The sequence below is a fragment of the Rhizobium sp. SAFR-030 genome (assembly GCF_059415005.1).
In genome coordinates, this window is record NZ_JBPFDO010000004.1 from 456,831 (window position 1) to 472,348 (window position 15,518).

Annotated in this window: 18 protein-coding genes; 9 read left to right on the forward strand and 9 right to left on the reverse strand. The window is 64.5% G+C overall.

Annotation, left to right across the window (positions count from 1 at the left end; translation table 11 throughout):
* Positions 1–59: 59 nt before the first annotated feature.
* The gene (locus ACR65N_RS15180) at positions 60–215 is read left to right on the forward strand and encodes a hypothetical protein (RefSeq protein WP_430304788.1); all 156 of its coding nucleotides are present in this window, start codon (positions 60–62) and stop codon (positions 213–215) included.
* A 121-nt stretch (positions 216–336) separates the two neighbouring features.
* Positions 337–1,836, forward strand: coding sequence for a phospholipase D-like domain-containing protein (locus ACR65N_RS15185; protein WP_440457685.1), 1,500 nt, complete (start codon positions 337–339; stop codon positions 1,834–1,836).
* Here ACR65N_RS15185 and ACR65N_RS15190 read toward each other — a convergent pair.
* Entirely contained in the window at positions 1,810–2,763 is a 954-nt protein-coding gene (locus tag ACR65N_RS15190) for a putative bifunctional lysylphosphatidylglycerol flippase/synthetase (RefSeq protein WP_440457686.1), read from the reverse strand. The two genes, ACR65N_RS15185 and ACR65N_RS15190, sit on opposite strands and share 27 nt — an antisense overlap.
* A 96-nt stretch (positions 2,764–2,859) precedes the next feature.
* Between ACR65N_RS15190 and ACR65N_RS15195 the strand changes: the two genes are divergently transcribed.
* Positions 2,860–3,612, forward strand: a complete 753-nt coding sequence (locus tag ACR65N_RS15195; RefSeq protein ID WP_440457687.1) for an endonuclease/exonuclease/phosphatase family protein — start codon at positions 2,860–2,862, stop codon at positions 3,610–3,612.
* A 56-nt stretch (positions 3,613–3,668) separates the two neighbouring features.
* Here the strand turns inward: ACR65N_RS15195 and ACR65N_RS15200 are convergent, their stop codons facing one another.
* From ACR65N_RS15200 to ACR65N_RS15210, 3 genes are read right to left on the reverse strand one after another with little or no spacing between them, the layout of a single operon-like run.
* Positions 3,669–3,902, reverse strand: coding sequence for a hypothetical protein (locus tag ACR65N_RS15200; protein ID WP_430304792.1), 234 nt, complete (start codon positions 3,900–3,902; stop codon positions 3,669–3,671).
* Between the two features lie 17 nt (positions 3,903–3,919).
* Positions 3,920–4,126: a hypothetical protein gene (locus tag ACR65N_RS15205; RefSeq protein WP_440457688.1), complete on the reverse strand. Its 207-nt coding sequence runs from the start codon at positions 4,124–4,126 to the stop codon at positions 3,920–3,922.
* 23 nt (positions 4,127–4,149) lie between these two features.
* Positions 4,150–4,413, reverse strand: coding sequence for a hypothetical protein (locus tag ACR65N_RS15210; RefSeq protein WP_430304795.1), 264 nt, complete (start codon positions 4,411–4,413; stop codon positions 4,150–4,152).
* Between the two features lie 354 nt (positions 4,414–4,767).
* Here ACR65N_RS15210 and ACR65N_RS15215 point away from each other — a divergent pair, with 354 nt between their 5' ends.
* Positions 4,768–6,204, forward strand: coding sequence for a cytochrome ubiquinol oxidase subunit I (locus tag ACR65N_RS15215; RefSeq protein WP_440457689.1), 1,437 nt, complete (start codon positions 4,768–4,770; stop codon positions 6,202–6,204).
* The gene (gene cydB / locus ACR65N_RS15220) at positions 6,194–7,198 is read left to right on the forward strand and encodes a cytochrome d ubiquinol oxidase subunit II (RefSeq protein WP_440457690.1); all 1,005 of its coding nucleotides are present in this window, start codon (positions 6,194–6,196) and stop codon (positions 7,196–7,198) included. Before ACR65N_RS15215 ends, cydB begins: the two co-directional genes overlap by 11 nt.
* A gap of 112 nt (positions 7,199–7,310) precedes the next feature.
* Here the strand turns inward: cydB and ACR65N_RS15225 are convergent, their stop codons facing one another.
* A complete protein-coding gene (locus ACR65N_RS15225) occupies positions 7,311–7,877 on the reverse strand; it encodes a helix-turn-helix domain-containing protein (protein ID WP_430304798.1) in 567 nt (188 codons plus the stop codon).
* Between the two features lie 100 nt (positions 7,878–7,977).
* Here ACR65N_RS15225 and ACR65N_RS15230 point away from each other — a divergent pair, with 100 nt between their 5' ends.
* Positions 7,978–9,354, forward strand: a complete 1,377-nt coding sequence (locus ACR65N_RS15230) for an LLM class flavin-dependent oxidoreductase (RefSeq protein WP_440457691.1) — start codon at positions 7,978–7,980, stop codon at positions 9,352–9,354.
* The gene (locus ACR65N_RS15235; RefSeq protein WP_440457692.1) at positions 9,351–10,556 is read left to right on the forward strand and encodes an MFS transporter; all 1,206 of its coding nucleotides are present in this window, start codon (positions 9,351–9,353) and stop codon (positions 10,554–10,556) included. Before ACR65N_RS15230 ends, ACR65N_RS15235 begins: the two co-directional genes overlap by 4 nt.
* A gap of 19 nt (positions 10,557–10,575) precedes the next feature.
* Here ACR65N_RS15235 and ACR65N_RS15240 read toward each other — a convergent pair whose 3' ends face one another.
* The 4 genes from ACR65N_RS15240 to ACR65N_RS15255 form a co-directional block, all read right to left on the reverse strand.
* Entirely contained in the window at positions 10,576–11,388 is an 813-nt protein-coding gene (locus ACR65N_RS15240) for an ABC transporter permease (RefSeq protein WP_440457693.1), read from the reverse strand.
* Positions 11,385–12,107, reverse strand: a complete 723-nt coding sequence (locus ACR65N_RS15245; protein ID WP_440457694.1) for an ABC transporter permease — start codon at positions 12,105–12,107, stop codon at positions 11,385–11,387. The genes ACR65N_RS15240 and ACR65N_RS15245 overlap by 4 nt, the downstream gene beginning before the upstream one ends.
* Before the next feature lie 105 nt (positions 12,108–12,212).
* A complete protein-coding gene (locus tag ACR65N_RS15250) occupies positions 12,213–12,995 on the reverse strand; it encodes a transporter substrate-binding domain-containing protein (RefSeq protein ID WP_430304803.1) in 783 nt (260 codons plus the stop codon).
* Between the two features lie 32 nt (positions 12,996–13,027).
* Entirely contained in the window at positions 13,028–13,801 is a 774-nt protein-coding gene (locus ACR65N_RS15255) for an ABC transporter ATP-binding protein (protein ID WP_430304804.1), read from the reverse strand.
* 182 nt (positions 13,802–13,983) lie between these two features.
* Here ACR65N_RS15255 and ACR65N_RS15260 point away from each other — a divergent pair, with 182 nt between their 5' ends.
* Both ACR65N_RS15260 and ACR65N_RS15265 read left to right on the forward strand, forming a co-directional pair.
* Positions 13,984–14,862: a dimethylarginine dimethylaminohydrolase family protein gene (locus ACR65N_RS15260; RefSeq protein ID WP_440457695.1), complete on the forward strand. Its 879-nt coding sequence runs from the start codon at positions 13,984–13,986 to the stop codon at positions 14,860–14,862.
* Positions 14,859–15,503, forward strand: coding sequence for a TetR family transcriptional regulator C-terminal domain-containing protein (locus ACR65N_RS15265; RefSeq protein ID WP_440457696.1), 645 nt, complete (start codon positions 14,859–14,861; stop codon positions 15,501–15,503). The genes ACR65N_RS15260 and ACR65N_RS15265 overlap by 4 nt, the downstream gene beginning before the upstream one ends.
* Positions 15,504–15,518 lie beyond the last annotated feature (15 nt).

The following is a 15,518-nucleotide window of genomic DNA, read 5'->3' on the forward strand; positions in this document are numbered from 1 at the left end:
TTTTCGGAACGAACCGGGCGGCGATCAGTTGGAACCTCGAACAGAAGAGGAGACGCGACATGCCCGAACCCCGGGAACCGAGCGAGCAGCCGCCAATGCCCTCCCCCGTCTGGGCACCCGAGCCACCGATCATGGAGCCTGAGCCGGATCGCCTGCCGGACGAGGATCCGGTTCCAAATCCCGACGAGACGCGGGAGCCACCGCAGCAGGTCTAGCCGAGGTCATTTCTAGAGGCAAGCGGCGACATATTTTGCTGAGAGATGCAGGAGCGGCGACGGGAACCCGTCGCCGCTATGCGCGTTTCATTGGCCATCAGAGATACCAGGGGTGACTATCTTGGACGTTGGCACAAGCATCAACCGTCTTCCACAGCCGAAAATCCGCCAGCCTATCGCTCGCCTCGGCCGCAACGTCTGGCGCCAGACTACCTGCGACCGCGCGGCGTTCCTGATCGACGGGGCTGAATATTACCGGCGGCTGGATGAGGTTCTCCGCAAGGCGCAGCATTCGATCTTCATCGTCGGTTGGGACTTCAACCCGGGTATCCGGCTGAAGCCGGAGGCGCCGGGTAGCGCGACGCTCGGTGACATTCTGCGCGCCAAGGTCGAGGAGCGGGACGGATTGACCGTGCATATCCTCGTCTGGGGAATGGGTCCCGTCTATTCCGGCAAGAGCCTGAAGCTGTTCCAGAAGAGCGGCTGGAACGACCATCCCCGCATTCACATGGAATTCGACTTCAATCACCCGCTGCGCGCCAGCCACCACCAGAAGATGGTCTGCATCGACGACGCCGTTGCCTTCCTCGGCGGTATCGACCTTACCGCTCGACGCTGGGACGACCGTCGGCACGCCATCCCCAACGACCTGCGCTGCTCGCCAGACGGCACCTGCTACGGACCAGTGCACGACATCCAGTCGATCGTTTCGGGTGATGCCGCCCGGATGGTCGGTGATGCCTGCCGCAAGCGCTGGAAGCGCGCCAAGCGCGAGACGCTGGTAGCCGGACCGCCGTCGACGCAGGACCTGTGGCCCGAGGATCTGCAGCCGGCGCTTGTCGACTGCCCGGTTGCCCTGGCGCTGACCGAACCGCTGCGCTGGAACGGAAGGCCCGGTCGGCGCGAAGCGGTACAGCTGACGCATGATGCCCTGCGCGCCGCCGAACGCCACATCTACCTGGAATCGCAGTATCTCGCATCGTTTTCGGTGGCCCGTACCATCATCGACAGGCTGCAGGAGCCCGAAGGCCCCGAGATCATCATTCTGGTGACGCGGGAATCGCACGGCCTTCTGGAAAAGCTGATGATGGGCCACAACCGCACCCGCCTGATCCGCCGCCTGAAGCGCTACGACCCCCATGACCGCCTGCGGGTCTACTATGCCGTCAACGCCAACGAACAGGGTGAAGATCGGGAGATCGTCGTGCACGCCAAGCTGGTCATCGTCGATGACCGCTTCATCCGTGTCGGCTCCTCCAACCTCAACAACCGCTCGGAAGGCCTGGATACCGAATCCGACCTGGCCTTCGAACCGGTGACCGATGAAGGGCGGGCTGCGGTGCTTTCCCTGCGCGACGACCTGATCGCCGAACACCTGGATGCCAGCCCGGCCGAGATCACCGCCTCCATCCAGGAGACCGGCTCTCTCATCCAGACGATGGAGCGCTACAACGTCAAGGCGCGCGGTCTGCGCAGCTTCGAGGTGGACGATCCGAACGGCGAGACGGATTCGCTGCTTGGCACGTCGATCGTGGATCCGCGGCGCCCCTTCTGGCCGGTGCGGCAGATGAAGGTCGGCACCCGCTGGGCGATCTCACGCCTGACCCGCAGCTTCTCGTGAAGCGGCGGGCGACACTGTGTGCGGACGGCGGCGGAAATACGCCTCGCTCAGCAGGAACAGCGGCACGCCGATCAGCAGCGGAATGAAATAGTACAACACCCGGAAGGCGACGAGCGCACCTATGGAGGCGCTCGCCGGCAGAAGCAGCAGCATCGTCGCCTCCAGAACTCCCAGCCCTCCCGGCACGTGGCTCAGCAGCGCTGCAAGCGTTGCCGTGACGTAGGCGGAGGCCACCTGCAGGTAGCCGACATCCGTGAACGTGCCGAGCAACTGGTTGAGGGCTCCCGCAACGCAGCCGAAGTTGACCGTACCGACCAGGATCTGGGCGGCGCAGAGACCGGTCGGCGGCATGTCCATCCGGAACGACCGAAACTTCAGCGGCGGCTTTCCCCAGATGGAGCAGAGGAAGTAGGCGACGGGGTAGCTCAGAAAGAGGATGCCGAGCCAGAACCGCGGCCAGGGATCCAACTGCAGCAGTGTCTGGCCGGTCGGCGGCATGAACAGCAGCGTCAGTGCCGCCAGCATGCTGAGCCCCAGCAGCACGGTTGCCCCGCAGAACAGGATGACCTTGGCCACTTCGTCGGTCGTCAGCCCCCAGCGCGTGTAGAAGCGGTAGCGCACCGCGCCGCTCGACAGCGCCGCACCCCCGACATTATGGCCGATGGACAGCGCCGAAAACGACGCCAGTGCTGCCCTGCGGAACGGCTGCGGCTTTCCGACATAGCGGAGCGCAAGCCAATCGAAGCCGGACAGGCAGGCGTAGGATGCGACGACAAACAGCGTGGCCGTCGCGAGCCGCCAGGCGGGGATCATCGCCAGCGAACTGCCGATATCCTCAAGGCTGTAGCGGCTAAGGCTGCGATAGACGAGCACCACGGCGACCCCGATGATGACCGCAAGAAGAAGTCTGATGATGTGCCGCGTCACGAAGGCCTTCCCGTTTTTCTCAAGAGCCGGCGATGACCGGCTCCACTTGTTGCGTGCGAAGGGAACGAAAGGCAGGGATAACGGGTTCCCCGCCTCATGATTGATCCCTTGCAAGATACGTCGGCGCGCCCGCGACGGACCATCCGCATCCTCAGTTATAACGTTCACAGCTGCGTGGGGACCGACCGCCGGCTCGATCCGGGCCGTATCGCCGACGTCATCGCCGAACTGGCGCCGGATATCATCGGACTGCAGGAGCTCGACGTTGGTCGAAAACGAAGCGGCGGCATCGACCAGGCGGAGGCGATCGCCAAGCGCCTGAAGATGGATTTTGCTTTCCACCCGGCGCTGAGCGTCGAGGAGGAGCAGTATGGCGACGCGCTGATGACCGCCTTCCCGATGCGGCTTATCAAGGCCGGACCTCTGGCCTCGATCGGCGAGCCGCGTGGCGCGCTCTGGGCCGAGGTAGATGTGGACGGGCCGCTGCAGGTGTTCAATACCCATCTCGGGCTGCTGCGGCGGGATCGCCAAAGGCAGGCGGATGAACTTGCGGGAGAAGGCTGGCTGACGCACCCGGATGCCAAGGGAAAGCCGCTCGTGTTGATCGGCGACTTCAACTCCATTCCCTCCTCGGCCCCCTACAAGACGCTCGCCCGCCTCGTCGATGATGTCAGGTCGCAGACCGGCCGGCTTGCGGCGCCGAGCTTTCCGTCGCGCTGGCCGCTGTTGCGGCTCGACCACGTGTTCGTCGCGCACGGACCGCGCATACTGTCGTCCGAGGCCGTCGATGTCGGGCTGGCAAAGCGCGCCTCCGACCATCTGCCCCTGCTCGCGCATATCGAGATATGAAGAGGCCGGCGTTTGACGACGCCGGCCCTCGTGCCAAACTTTAGCTGCGAAGATGCTTACCTGGAGGCATCCCGGCCCGGAATGACGCCGCGCACGATAGACGGATCGTCGTTCATCGACACGTCGCCGGCACGGGCGTGGATCGATTCTTCGCCCTTGCGGAACGCCTCACGGGCAGCCGCATCGCGGTCGAGATCGGCGCGAGCATCGAAGTCGGCGCCGCCATTGGCGGTGTTCTCGTCCTTCTGGATGATGCTGCGCTGCTGCTGGTGTGTCTTGTTGCCTTGCATTGTCATCTCCTCGGCCGTTACTTGTTGGCCCTGCCCCGCTGATCTGGATCGATGCCGCCATCGGCGCGTGTATCGTTCAGCACATCGCCCTCGACGCTGTTTTCACCTTCGATCGGCTCTTCGCCTTCGAAGCGGCTGAGCCCCTTCGACTGGCCGATACCTGGGTCGCGTGCGAGGTCGACATCGCTCGGCTTTGTCGTCTTGAAATGCTGGTTGTTGGACATTTGATGCTCCTGTGGCTGGGGCCTCAAGTGCGGTTGACGAACTTGTTGAAGCGGCTGGTCTTGCCGTCCTTCGTTTCGTCCTGATGCAGAAAGGCCAGTTTGTTGTCGTCGAAGATCGCGAAGAAGTCGTCCCATTCGATGGCTTCGAGATTGTCTTCGGGCTTGCCGAAATCGATCCTCAGCAGGCCGCCTTCCTCGGCGCCCTTGACCCGCGAAGGGTGACCATCGCGTTCCTCCACCCATTGACGGATGGCCTTGTGGTCGGTCGTCTGTACGGCTTCGCTCATCATTATCCTCCTTTCGTTGGCTGTTATCCAAACCTCCCCTGGCGTCCGATGTTCCGCCAAAAGCGTGCAACAGCCGGGGTTGGGCGAAGTGCGAAATCGGCTGGAACTATCGTCATGCGATCATGTTCGATGCCTGTCGATCGCGTCCAGACGCGGCGGCAACGTCATAGAACCTCCCCCACTCGGGCGCTTCCCAACCGGAAGCGCCCCTCTTTTATTTGCGACCATTTGCCCGGTGTGGCATGCTGACCTGCGGCAACAAGATCGGTTGCCGCTCGAAGCCAAACCTCGCCTAATTGTGGTCCAGCCGACCTCGACGCACCGTCGGGGGATGGAGCGGATAACGGGTGTGCCATGGAAAATTTCGACGCAACGATCCTCGCGCGGATCCAGTTCGCCTTCACGATCTCGTTTCACATCATCTTCCCGGCCTTCTCGATCGGCCTCGCCAGCTATCTGGCGGTGCTCGAGGGCCTGCACCTGTGGACGAAGAAGCCGGTCTATATCGAGCTTTTCGATTTCTGGAAGACCATCTTCGCCATGTCCTTCGGCATGGGCGTCGTCTCCGGCATCGTCATGTCCTATCAGTTCGGCACCAACTGGAGCGTCTTCTCCGACAAGGCCGGTCCGATCATCGGCCCGCTGATGGGCTACGAAGTGCTGTCGGCCTTCTTCCTCGAGGCCGGCTTCCTCGGCGTGATGCTGTTCGGCCGCAAGCGCGTCGGCCCGGCGCTACACTTCTTCGCCACCCTGATGGTCGCCGCGGGTACGCTGATGTCCGCCATCTGGATCCTTGCCGCCAATTCGTGGATGCACACGCCGGCCGGCTTTGCCATGAACGACAAGGGTCAGTTCGTCCCGATCGACTGGCTGGCGGTGATCTTCAACCCGTCCTTCCCCTATCGCTTCACGCACATGCTGCTGGCCGCGTACCTCACGACCGCGCTGGTCGTCGGTGCCGTCGGCGCCTTTCACCTGCTGCGGCGCACGGCACCCCTGCGGGCCGGCACGATGTTCTCGATGGCGATGGGAATGATCTCCGTCGTGGCACCGCTGCAGATCATCGCCGGTGACGCGCATGGGCTGAACACGCTCGAACACCAGCCGGCCAAGGTGATGGGCATGGAAGGCCATTTCGAGAGCAGTGCTGGCGGCGCACCGCTGATCCTGTTCGGCATCCCCGACCAGGATCGCAAGCGCGTCGATTACGCCATCGAGATCCCCAGGGCGTCCAGCCTCATCCTCAAGCACGACCTCAACGCGCCACTGGCCGGGCTCGACACGATAGCCGATGAGCTGGAGCCGCCGGTCGAGATCATCTTCTTCTCCTTCCGCGTCATGGTCGGGCTTGGCTTCGCGATGCTGGGGCTCGGCCTCTGGAGCCTCTACTGCCGCTGGAAGGGAACGCTTTACCAGAACCGCGGGCTGCACCGGCTGGCAGTGGCCATGGGTCCGGCCGGCTTCGTGGCCGTGCTTGCCGGATGGATCACCACCGAGGTCGGCCGGCAGCCCTACACGGTGTACGGCCACCTGCTCACCGCCCAGTCCATCTCGCCGATCTCGTCCCCGGCCGTCGGTGCCTCGCTCGTCACCTTCATCATCGTCTACTTCCTCGTCTTCGGCGCCGGCACCTTCTACATCCTGCGGCTGATGGGCCGCCTGCCGCGCGATCCCGACGGCCATCTGGGCCAGGGACCGATCCGCACCGCCGGCATCACCCCGCCACCTGGGCTGGGAGACGATCAGCAGCAGGCCGAACCGATCCATGGAGGTGCGCATCATGGCGCTTGATCTTCCCGTCGTCTGGGCGGCAATCATCGCCTTCGCCGTTCTTGCCTATGTCGTCCTCGACGGCTTTGATCTCGGCGTCGGCATCCTCTTTCCGCTGTTCCCGGAAAAGCACGATCGCGACGTGATGATGAACACCATTGCGCCGGTCTGGGACGGCAACGAGACGTGGCTGGTGCTCGGCGGCGGCGGGCTGCTGGCCGTGTTCCCGCTCGCCTACGCGACCATTCTTCCTGCCCTCTACGCGCCGCTGATCGCCATGCTGGTGGCGCTGATCTTCCGCGGCGTCGCATTCGAATACCGCTGGAGAACCAAGCGCGGCGAACGGCTGTGGGACTGGTCGTTTGCCGGCGGCTCGGCGATGGCCGCCTTCTGCCAGGGCATCGCGCTCGGCGCCCTGGTGCAGGGCATCCCGGTCGCCAACCGCGCCTATGCGGGCGGATGGTGGAACTGGCTGACGCCGTTCTCGATCGGCACCGGGATCGCGCTGATCATCGGTTACACCCTGCTCGGTGCCACCTGGCTTGTCATGCGAACCTCGGGGGAGCTGGCTGCCCGGGCCAGACGGATCGCCCTGCCGGCAGCGATCCTGACGGTCATCGCCATCGGCAGCGTCAGTCTGTGGACGCCGTTCCTCAAGCCGCAATACCTCGACCGCTGGTTCAGTTATCCGACCGCCATCTTCAGCGTCGTCCTGCCGCTGCTGGTGCTCGCCAGTTTCGTCTCGCTGATTGTAGCGCTGCGGATCCGGCACGACACGTGGCCGTTCGTTTCGGCGCTCGGCCTGTTCGTTCTCGCCTATGCCGGCATCGGCATCAGCTTCTATCCCTACATCATCCCGGAAACGCTCACCATCTGGGAGGCGGCCGCTCCGGAGGAAAGCCTGATCTTCATGCTGATCGGGGCAGCCATCCTGGTGCCGCTGATCCTCATCTACACCGCCTATGCCTACTGGGTGTTCCGCGGCAAGGTCGATCCGGAAGAGGGATACCACTGATGGGCGGCCGCATCGCATCCCAGCTCGCCTGGTTCGTGGCGCTCTGGGCGGCGGGTGTGCTTGCCGTCAGCGTGGTCGGCCTCATCATCAAGCTGTGGCTTGGTGCCTGAGGCTATCGGCGCACGAGCGCGATCAGATAGCGGGCCGTCTCCGAACCCGGATTGAAGAACACGCAAGGCTGCGGCGCACCAAGTTCGAGGCAATCGCCGGGCTGCAGTTCGTGAACGGTCTCGCCTTCGGAAAAATCGAGCCGGCCGGCAAGAAGCAGGATCTGCTGGCGCTGGAAGACGAAAGCCGAGGCCGGATAGGGAACACGCACGCCGGCAGGCAGCGCGACCTCGATCAGTTCGAGACCGTTGCCATTGGCCGGTGACAGCGCGCGCCGCGTATAGTTAGTGTCGGGATCCGTCCAGATCGGCTGTCGATCGGCGCGCGACAGGCGATCGTCCGGCGTTTCGGCCAGCGCCAGCAGCACCGACAACGGCAGGCCGAAGGCGCCCGACAGCTTGCCGAGCACGGTGGCCGTCGGGCTCGCATCGCATCGCTCGATCTTGCTGATCATCGCCTTCGAAACGCCGGAGCGGTCGGCAAGCTCGGCCAGCGACCAGCCGCGGGTCTCCCGCTCGATCCTGATGCGCGCGGCGATCTCCTGCGCGCCGACGATTTCCGCTGATGCCATGCTTGCCTTCTTTCGCGAACGTCTCTTATGGTAGACGACGACATCCTATAGAAGATACCGGCTATCGTGCAACCGATGGCTCGGCCTGCCCGAGGACCGCATGCGCGAAATCCACTTCAACGCCTTCGACATGAACTGTGTCGGTCATATCCAGCATGGGCTGTGGGCGCATCCGCGTGATCAGTCGCACCGCTACACCGAGCTTGCGTACTGGACCGACTACGCGAAGCGGCTGGAGAAGGGCCTGTTCGACGGCATCTTCTTTGCCGACGTCGTCGGCATCAACGACGTTCTGGGCGGCAGCCCCGATGCTGCCCTGCGCGGCGCTGTCCAGGTTCCGGTCAACGACCCGCTGATGCTGGTGCCGGCGATGGCGGCGGTGACCGAGCATCTGGGTTTCGGCGTGACTGCCAACCTCACCTACGAGACGCCCTTCCTGTTTGCGCGACGCATGTCGACTCTCGATCACCTGACCGGCGGCCGCATCGGCTGGAACATCGTCACCGGCTATCTGGACAGCGCGGCAAAGGCGATCGGTCTGGACGGGCAGAGCGCTCACGACGATCGCTACGATCTGGCCGATGAATACATGGATATCATGTACCGGCTGTGGGAAGGCAGCTGGGAGGATGATGCCGTCGTCTTCGATCGTGCAGCCCATCTCTATGCCGATCCCGCCAAGGTTCACCGGATCCGCCACGAGGGCAAGCAGTACCGTCTCGACGCCATGCATCTGAGCGCCCCCTCGCCGCAGCGCACGCCGGTGCTCTACCAGGCAGGCTCCTCGACCCGCGGCCGGCAGTTCGCCGCCACCCATGCCGAATGCGTCTTCGTCAACGGCCAGAAGATCGACGGCGTGCGGGCCATCGTCGAGGACATCCGCGCCAAGGCGGTCGCCTACGGCCGGCCGGCCGACGACATCAAGGTGTTCATGGGCGCGACCATCGTGACGGGCCGGACCGAGAACGAGGCGCGTGAGAAATTCGAGGACTACCGCCGTTACGTCAGCTCTGAAGCGGCCCTTGTGCATGCCGCGTCGTCGCTCGGCATCGACTTCTCGAAATTCGATCTCGACGAGCCGATTGACGCTGGCCAGAGCAATGCGATCGTCTCCAATGTCGAGGCGATCAGCCGCAGCGCCGGGCCGCAGTGGACGAAGCGCAAGCTGCTGGAGCAGATGGTGCTCGGCAGCCGCCAGCCGCCGATGGTGGGATCGGCCGAGAGGATCGCCGACCAACTGATGGCGTGGAGCATCGATGCCGGGATAGACGGCTTCAACCTGTCGCGCACCGTTGTGCCGGAATGCTTCGACGACATCATCGGGCTCGTCGTGCCGATCCTCCAGGAGCGCGGCGTCTACAAGACCGCCTACCGGCCGGGCACCATGCGCGACAAATTGTTCGGCACGCCGCGGCTGCCGGACCGCCACATCGCAGAACGCTACAGGCCCGGAGCGGCCAATGGATCCAGCAGATGAAACAACCGGGGATGCACGCGGCGAAGGACTGGCCGATGCTCGGCTGGCTGTGTCTCGCCGTCGTTCTATCCCTGTCATCCTGGTTCTCGGCCACGGCGGTCGGCGCCGAACTGACGCGTGACCTCGCACTCGGCAGCGGCGCGACGGCTTGGCTGACCAACGGCGTACAGCTGGGCTTCGTCACGGGCGCACTGCTGGCAAGCCTGATCAACCTGCCAGACATCGTGCGGATGAACCGGCTGGCCGCATGCTCGGCAGCGCTTGCCGGGCTCGCCAATGCGGCACTGCTGCTGGAGCCAGGCCTTGCCGGCGCGGTCGCCTGCCGTTTCCTGACCGGCTTTGCGCTGGCCGGCGTCTATCCCCCGGCGATGAAGCTCGCAGCGACATGGTTCGAGCGCCGGCGCGGACTGGCACTCGGCCTGGTCATCGGCGCGCTCACCGCCGGCTCCTCGCTGCCACATCTGTTCCGTGGACTGACGGCGGCGCTCGACTGGCGGATCGTCGTGACACTTGCCTCCGCCTCGGGACTGGTCGGCGGGGTGATCTTCCTCGCCGCCGTTCGGGAAGGGCCACATCCCTTCGCCCGGACGATCTTCGACCCCCGGCAGATCGGCCAGGTGTTCCGCAACCGCGACCTGATGCTCGTCAATGCCGGATATCTCGGCCACATGTGGGAGCTCTACGCGCTCTGGGCCTGGCTGCTCGCCTATCTGACCGCCTCACCGGCGGGGTTTGCCGGCAGTGTGTCGGCCGGCGGCTCGCTCGCCACCTTTGCGGCGCTTGCCGCGGGCATCGTCGGCTGCGTTGCCGGCGGTTTGCTCTCCGACCGTCTCGGCCGGGCGCTGACCACCGCCGGCATGATGCTGATATCGGGAAGCTGCGCGCTCATCGTCGGCTTTGTCTTCGACGGTCCGTTCTGGCTGCTGATGACGCTGGTGCTCGTCTGGGGCATCACCGTCATCGGCGATTCCGCCCAGTTCTCCGCCGCCGCGACCGAACTGTCGGAACGTCATCTGGTCGGCACGGCGCTGTCGCTGCAGATGGGCATGGGCTTTGCGCTGACCAGCATCAGCATCTGGCTGATGCCGCAGCTTGCGGCGTGGCTTGGAAGCTGGCAGTGGACGTTTGTCTTCCTCGCCCCCGGCCCGTTTCTCGGCGCCTGGGCGATGCTGCGCCTGCGCCGCAGCGGCCGTCTCTCCTGATCCTGAGACGGCCCGGCCCTCAGGCGCCGCGGTTGGGAACGCGCTTTTCCAGCTGCCGGAAGGCAAACACCAGGATACCGGTGAGGAGGAGGTAGATCAGCGCCAGCAGCAGCAGCGGTTCGTAAGTCAGGAACGTGTCCTGGCGAACCTTGGAGATCACCGAGTAGACGTCGACGACGGTGATCGTCGCGACCAGCGGCGTCGATTTCAGCTGCAGCACCGTCTCGCCGGTCAGCGTCGGCAGCGTGCGCTGGATGGCCCGCGGCAGCCAGATGCGGCGGAACAGCGTGAACGGACGCATGCCATAGGCCCGCGCCGCCTCCAACTCGCCGCGCGGCACGCCGGCAAACGCACCGCGCATCACTTCGCCTTCATAGGCGGCAAACGAGATGGTCAGCGCCACGAAGCCGTAGGGCCAGGCCTGCCGCAGATACGGCCAGAGGAACGAAGAGCGGATTTCCGGAAACTGGGCGAACAGCGAACCCAGGCCGTAATAGAGCAGCCAGAGCTGCAGCAGCAGCGGCGTTCCGCGGATCAGGGTGCAAAAACCTCGGGCCAGCCATGCGAGCGGCCGCGGGCCGGTGACCTGCGCCAGGCCGAGAGGCACGGCGATCAGAAAGCCGACGAAGGACGTGGAAAACAGCAGCAGGATGGTCTCGCCGAGGCCGTAGATGAGGCGCGTCTGGTAGCGCGGCAGCCAGTCCCAGCGCATGAACCAGGCGACGCAGAACACCAACAGCGCGGCGAGCGCCATCAGGAACAGCCGATGCGGTTCCAGCAGGCTGCGGGCCTTTGGCATCTCGAATGTCGGCACGAGGACGGGATCGCTCATGACGTGCCTCCCGGCCGCACCATGCCGCGGCGGGAACGCTTCTCAAGGATGCCGATCAGCAGGCTGGAAACGAGCGTCACGAGAAGATAGAGAGCGCCGGCTGCGAGGAAGAATGTCAGGTAGGCTTTCGTCGTGCCGGCCGCCTGGCGCGTCACGAGCGTCAGTTCGGCAAATCCGACGACGGCCAGCAGCGCCGTGTCCTTGGTGGTGATCAGCCAGAGATTGGAGAGGCCGGGCAGCGCGTAAGGCAGCATGGCCGGCAGCGTCACGCGGCGCAGCGACAGGAAGGGCGACATCCCGTAGGCCCTCGCCGCTTCGAGCTGGCCCGGCGGCACGGCAAGGATGGCGCCACGCAGCACTTCCGTCGCATAGGCGCCCTGAACCACGCCGATGACGAAGATGCCCGCCGCAAGTCCGCTGATGTCCACCGGCGGCATGCCGAGAAGCATCGTCACCTGGTTCACCGCGTCGGTGCCGGCGTAATAGAGGATGAGGATCAGCACCAGTTCCGGCACGCCGCGCACGACGGTCGTATAGACTTCGAGCAGATCGCGCAGGATCGGCCCGCCCCACAGCTTGCCCGCCGCACCGCCGACGCCGATGATCAGGCCGAGCAGATATCCGCCGACCGCCACCTGCAGCGAGGTCAGAAGGCCCGCCAGCAGCGCGCCACCCCAGCCGGGGGCGGATAGCGACAGGAGTTGGAGAGTGGCGTCCATCGGCAAACGCTTTCAGGGCTTCGTCGGGAGACTTGATCGGAGGCAGGATCGCAATCGCCGGACCCCGCCGCAAGGCAGGATCCGGCGACCAAGGCTTGGGTGCGATTACTTGCCGTAGACGTTGAAATCGAAGTACTTCTTCGAGATCGTGTCGTAGGTGCCGTTGGCGCGGATGGCCTTGATGGCTGCGTTGAACTTGTCCTTCATCGCGGTGTCTTCCTTGCGCAGGCCGATGCCGACGCCGGCGCCGAGAATGGCCGGATCATCCTGGACATTGCCCTTCAGGTCGCAGCAGGCCTTGCCCTGGTCCGACTTCAGGAAGGAATCGAGCGTGATCAGGTCGGCCTGCACGGCATCGAGACGGCCGGCTGCGAGGTCGTTGTTGGCCTCGTCCTGCGTCTGGTATTCCTTGATCTCGGAGGCACCCGGGCCGAAGTACTTCTGCGCATATTCGGCGTGGATGGTCGAAACCTGGACGCCGATGATCTTGCCCTTCAGGCCGTCCGGCGTCGCTTCGAACTTGTCACCCTTCGGACCGATGACCGCGGTCGGCGTGTTGTAGTACTTGTCCGAGAAATCGATGGTCTTCTTGCGCTCGTCGGTGATCGACATGGAGCTCATGATCGCGTCGATCTTCTTCGACGTCAAAGCCGGGATGATGCCGTCCCACGCGACCGGCGTCAGCACGCACTTCAGCTTGGCCTCGGCGCATACCGCATCCATGAACTCGACTTCCCAGCCGGTCCACTTGCCGCTGGCATCTGGCGAGGTGAACGGCGGATAGGGTTCGGCGGCCACGCCGACCTTGACTTCCTGGGCGGCGACCGAGCCGAATGCGGCGACGGACACTGCAAGCGCGATGGCTGCGGACTTCAGCAGAGTGTTCATGGATTTCCCCTTTTCGATATTCTGTTGGTGGTTCAGTGGATGGAACTGATGAACTTCTTCAGCCGCTCCGATTGCGGATTTTCGAAGATCGCCGCAGGCGGACCCTGCTCTTCGATCACTCCGTCATGGAGGAAGACGACATGGCTTGCCACCTGACGGGCGAATTTCATCTCGTGGGTGACGAGGATCATCGTGCGCTTTTCCTGCGCCAGGCCGGCGATTACGGAGAGTACCTCGCCGACGAGTTCGGGATCGAGCGCCGAGGTCGGCTCGTCGAACAGCATCACCAGCGGCTGGATGGCGAGCGCGCGGGCGATCGCCGCACGCTGCTGCTGGCCGCCGGACATGAATGCGGGATAGGCGTCGCGTTTGTCGTAGAGGCCGACGCGACGCAGAAGGCCCTCGGCAACCTCGATCGCCTGATCGCGTGGCTGGCCGAGAACGTGGACCGGCACCTCGATGACGTTCTGCAGAACGGTCATGTGCTGCCAGAGATTGAAGGACTGGAAGACCATGCCGAGCTTGGTGCGGATCCGCTGGACCTGGCGACGGTTCGCCGGCACCAGCCCGCCATAGCCGTCGGTCTTCATCTCGATGGTTTCGCCATGGATGGAAACCTGCCCGGCCGTCGGAGTCTCAAGCATATTGATGCACCGCAGGAAGGTGGATTTGCCCGACCCGCTACCGCCGATGAGAGCGATAACGTCGCCCTGCCGTGCCGTCAGTGATACGCCTTTGAGAACTTCAAGCGGTCCGAACCGCTTATAAAGATCGCGAACTTCGATGGCTTGCGCCGTGTCCGTCATGTTACCTTCACCGCAGGACGTCAAACGTCCCGTCACCTGCACCGACTGTTCCCCCAGCATTGTTTTTATCAGGCGGAGCTGGCACCGCAACTATGCAGTCGAGTTTTGCACTTGTCCGAAAATTACTCAAGCGTATAATAACGGCAGTCTGCTTTCCAATCCAACCATTCAGAGGGTTTTTCATGAACGGCTACGGCTCCCAGGCCATGTCCACGCCGCTGACCCGTGTGCTCATGCGTCGCCCGGGCGACAGCCTGCGGGCCGCCAAGGCAGCCGACTGGCATTATGGTGCGACCTTCGATGCCGAGAAGGCGATCGTCCAGCATGCCCGCTTCGCCGAGCTCGTGGAGCGTGGCGGCGCCGAGATCATCTGGATCGAGGACACGGGCGACGGACTGGCCGATTCCATGTTCACCCATGATCCGTCGCTGATGACCGACAGGGGTGCCGTTATTCTGCGCATGGGCAAGGCGCTGCGCCAGAACGAGCCGCAGATGCATGCGGACGCCTATCGTGCCGCCGGCATCCCCATCCTCGGCACGATCGTGGCGCCAGGCACCGTCGAAGGCGGCGATTGCGTCTGGGTCGACGGCAAGACGCTGGCCGTCGGCCGCGGCGTGCGCACCAACCAGGCGGGCATCGAGCAGCTTTCGGCCATTCTCGCGCCGCTCGGCGTGACGGTGCTCGGCTACGACCTGCCGCTCTGGCTCGGCGAGGAAGCGTGCCTGCACCTGATGTCGGTGATCAGTCCGCTCGCCGAGAAGCTGGCGCTGGTGCACGCACCGCTGATGCCGGCCGCCTTCTACATGCTGCTCAAGGAGCGCGGCTACACCCTGATCCACGCCCCCGAGGCGGATTTCGCGTCGAGCAACGGCCTCAACCTCAACGTCCTGCCGTTGAGCCCCGGCAAGGTGATCATGGTCGACGGCTTTCCGGCGACGAGAGCCGCGATGGAGGCGCATGGCTGCACGGTCGAGACCTTCGAGGCCGATGCCCTGTGCATCGCCTGCGAGGGCGGCCCCACCTGCCTCACCCGTCCCGTGCTCCGGCAGGCCGCTTGACACGCCGGACCTATCATCGGGCCACCGAAGCCGAGCGCCGCGAGGACCTTATCGCCGCGACGCTCGATTGCATCGCCGAGTTCGGCATCCAGGGCGCGACGGTTCGCCAGATCGCCACCCGCGCCGGGGTCACCGGCGGCCTGATCCGGCATTATTTCGACGGCAAGGACCAGATGATGCAGGCCGCCTATCGTCAGTTGATGACGGATATGTGCGCGCCGGCGCATGCTGCCGTGACGGATGGCACGGATGCGCGCGCACGGCTCCGCTCGTTCATCACCGCCAACCTGACGCCGCCCGTCACCGATCCGCGAACCCTGTCGCTGTGGGCCGCCTTCATCGGCCATATCCGCATCGATCCGGTCTTCGCCGCCATCCACCGCGAGCATTATCTCGCATTCCTCAAGTCGCTGCAGACCGTGCTCTATGATTTCTTCCGCGAAAAAGGCGCGCCGCTCGATGCGCAGGATTGCCGTCGGCATGCCATTGCGCTTAACGGCATCATCGACGGCCTGTGGCTGGAGGGGACGCTGGTCGCCGACATGTTTGGCGAAAGCGAACTGTCCGATACGGCACTGATCTTCGTCGAGCGGCTGCTGGGCCTTTCCCCCGGCGAACTGGCGGCTGCCGACCACACCTGAACTGGAGACGCTTTC

Coding starts and splice junctions, on each gene's coding strand:
- ACR65N_RS15180 (WP_430304788.1), top strand. CDS start 60: ATGCCCGAACCCCGGGAACCGAGCGAGCAGCCGCCAATGCCCTCCCCC.
- ACR65N_RS15195 (WP_440457687.1), top strand. CDS start 2,860: ATGATTGATCCCTTGCAAGATACGTCGGCGCGCCCGCGACGGACCATC.
- ACR65N_RS15200 (WP_430304792.1), bottom strand. CDS start 3,902: ATGCAAGGCAACAAGACACACCAGCAGCAGCGCAGCATCATCCAGAAG.
- ACR65N_RS15205 (WP_440457688.1), bottom strand. CDS start 4,126: ATGTCCAACAACCAGCATTTCAAGACGACAAAGCCGAGCGATGTCGAC.
- ACR65N_RS15210 (WP_430304795.1), bottom strand. CDS start 4,413: ATGAGCGAAGCCGTACAGACGACCGACCACAAGGCCATCCGTCAATGG.
- ACR65N_RS15215 (WP_440457689.1), top strand. CDS start 4,768: ATGGAAAATTTCGACGCAACGATCCTCGCGCGGATCCAGTTCGCCTTC.
- cydB (WP_440457690.1), top strand. CDS start 6,194: ATGGCGCTTGATCTTCCCGTCGTCTGGGCGGCAATCATCGCCTTCGCC.
- ACR65N_RS15225 (WP_430304798.1), bottom strand. CDS start 7,877: ATGGCATCAGCGGAAATCGTCGGCGCGCAGGAGATCGCCGCGCGCATC.
- ACR65N_RS15230 (WP_440457691.1), top strand. CDS start 7,978: ATGCGCGAAATCCACTTCAACGCCTTCGACATGAACTGTGTCGGTCAT.
- ACR65N_RS15235 (WP_440457692.1), top strand. CDS start 9,351: ATGAAACAACCGGGGATGCACGCGGCGAAGGACTGGCCGATGCTCGGC.
- ACR65N_RS15240 (WP_440457693.1), bottom strand. CDS start 11,388: ATGAGCGATCCCGTCCTCGTGCCGACATTCGAGATGCCAAAGGCCCGC.
- ACR65N_RS15245 (WP_440457694.1), bottom strand. CDS start 12,107: ATGGACGCCACTCTCCAACTCCTGTCGCTATCCGCCCCCGGCTGGGGT.
- ACR65N_RS15250 (WP_430304803.1), bottom strand. CDS start 12,995: ATGAACACTCTGCTGAAGTCCGCAGCCATCGCGCTTGCAGTGTCCGTC.
- ACR65N_RS15255 (WP_430304804.1), bottom strand. CDS start 13,801: ATGACGGACACGGCGCAAGCCATCGAAGTTCGCGATCTTTATAAGCGG.
- ACR65N_RS15260 (WP_440457695.1), top strand. CDS start 13,984: ATGAACGGCTACGGCTCCCAGGCCATGTCCACGCCGCTGACCCGTGTG.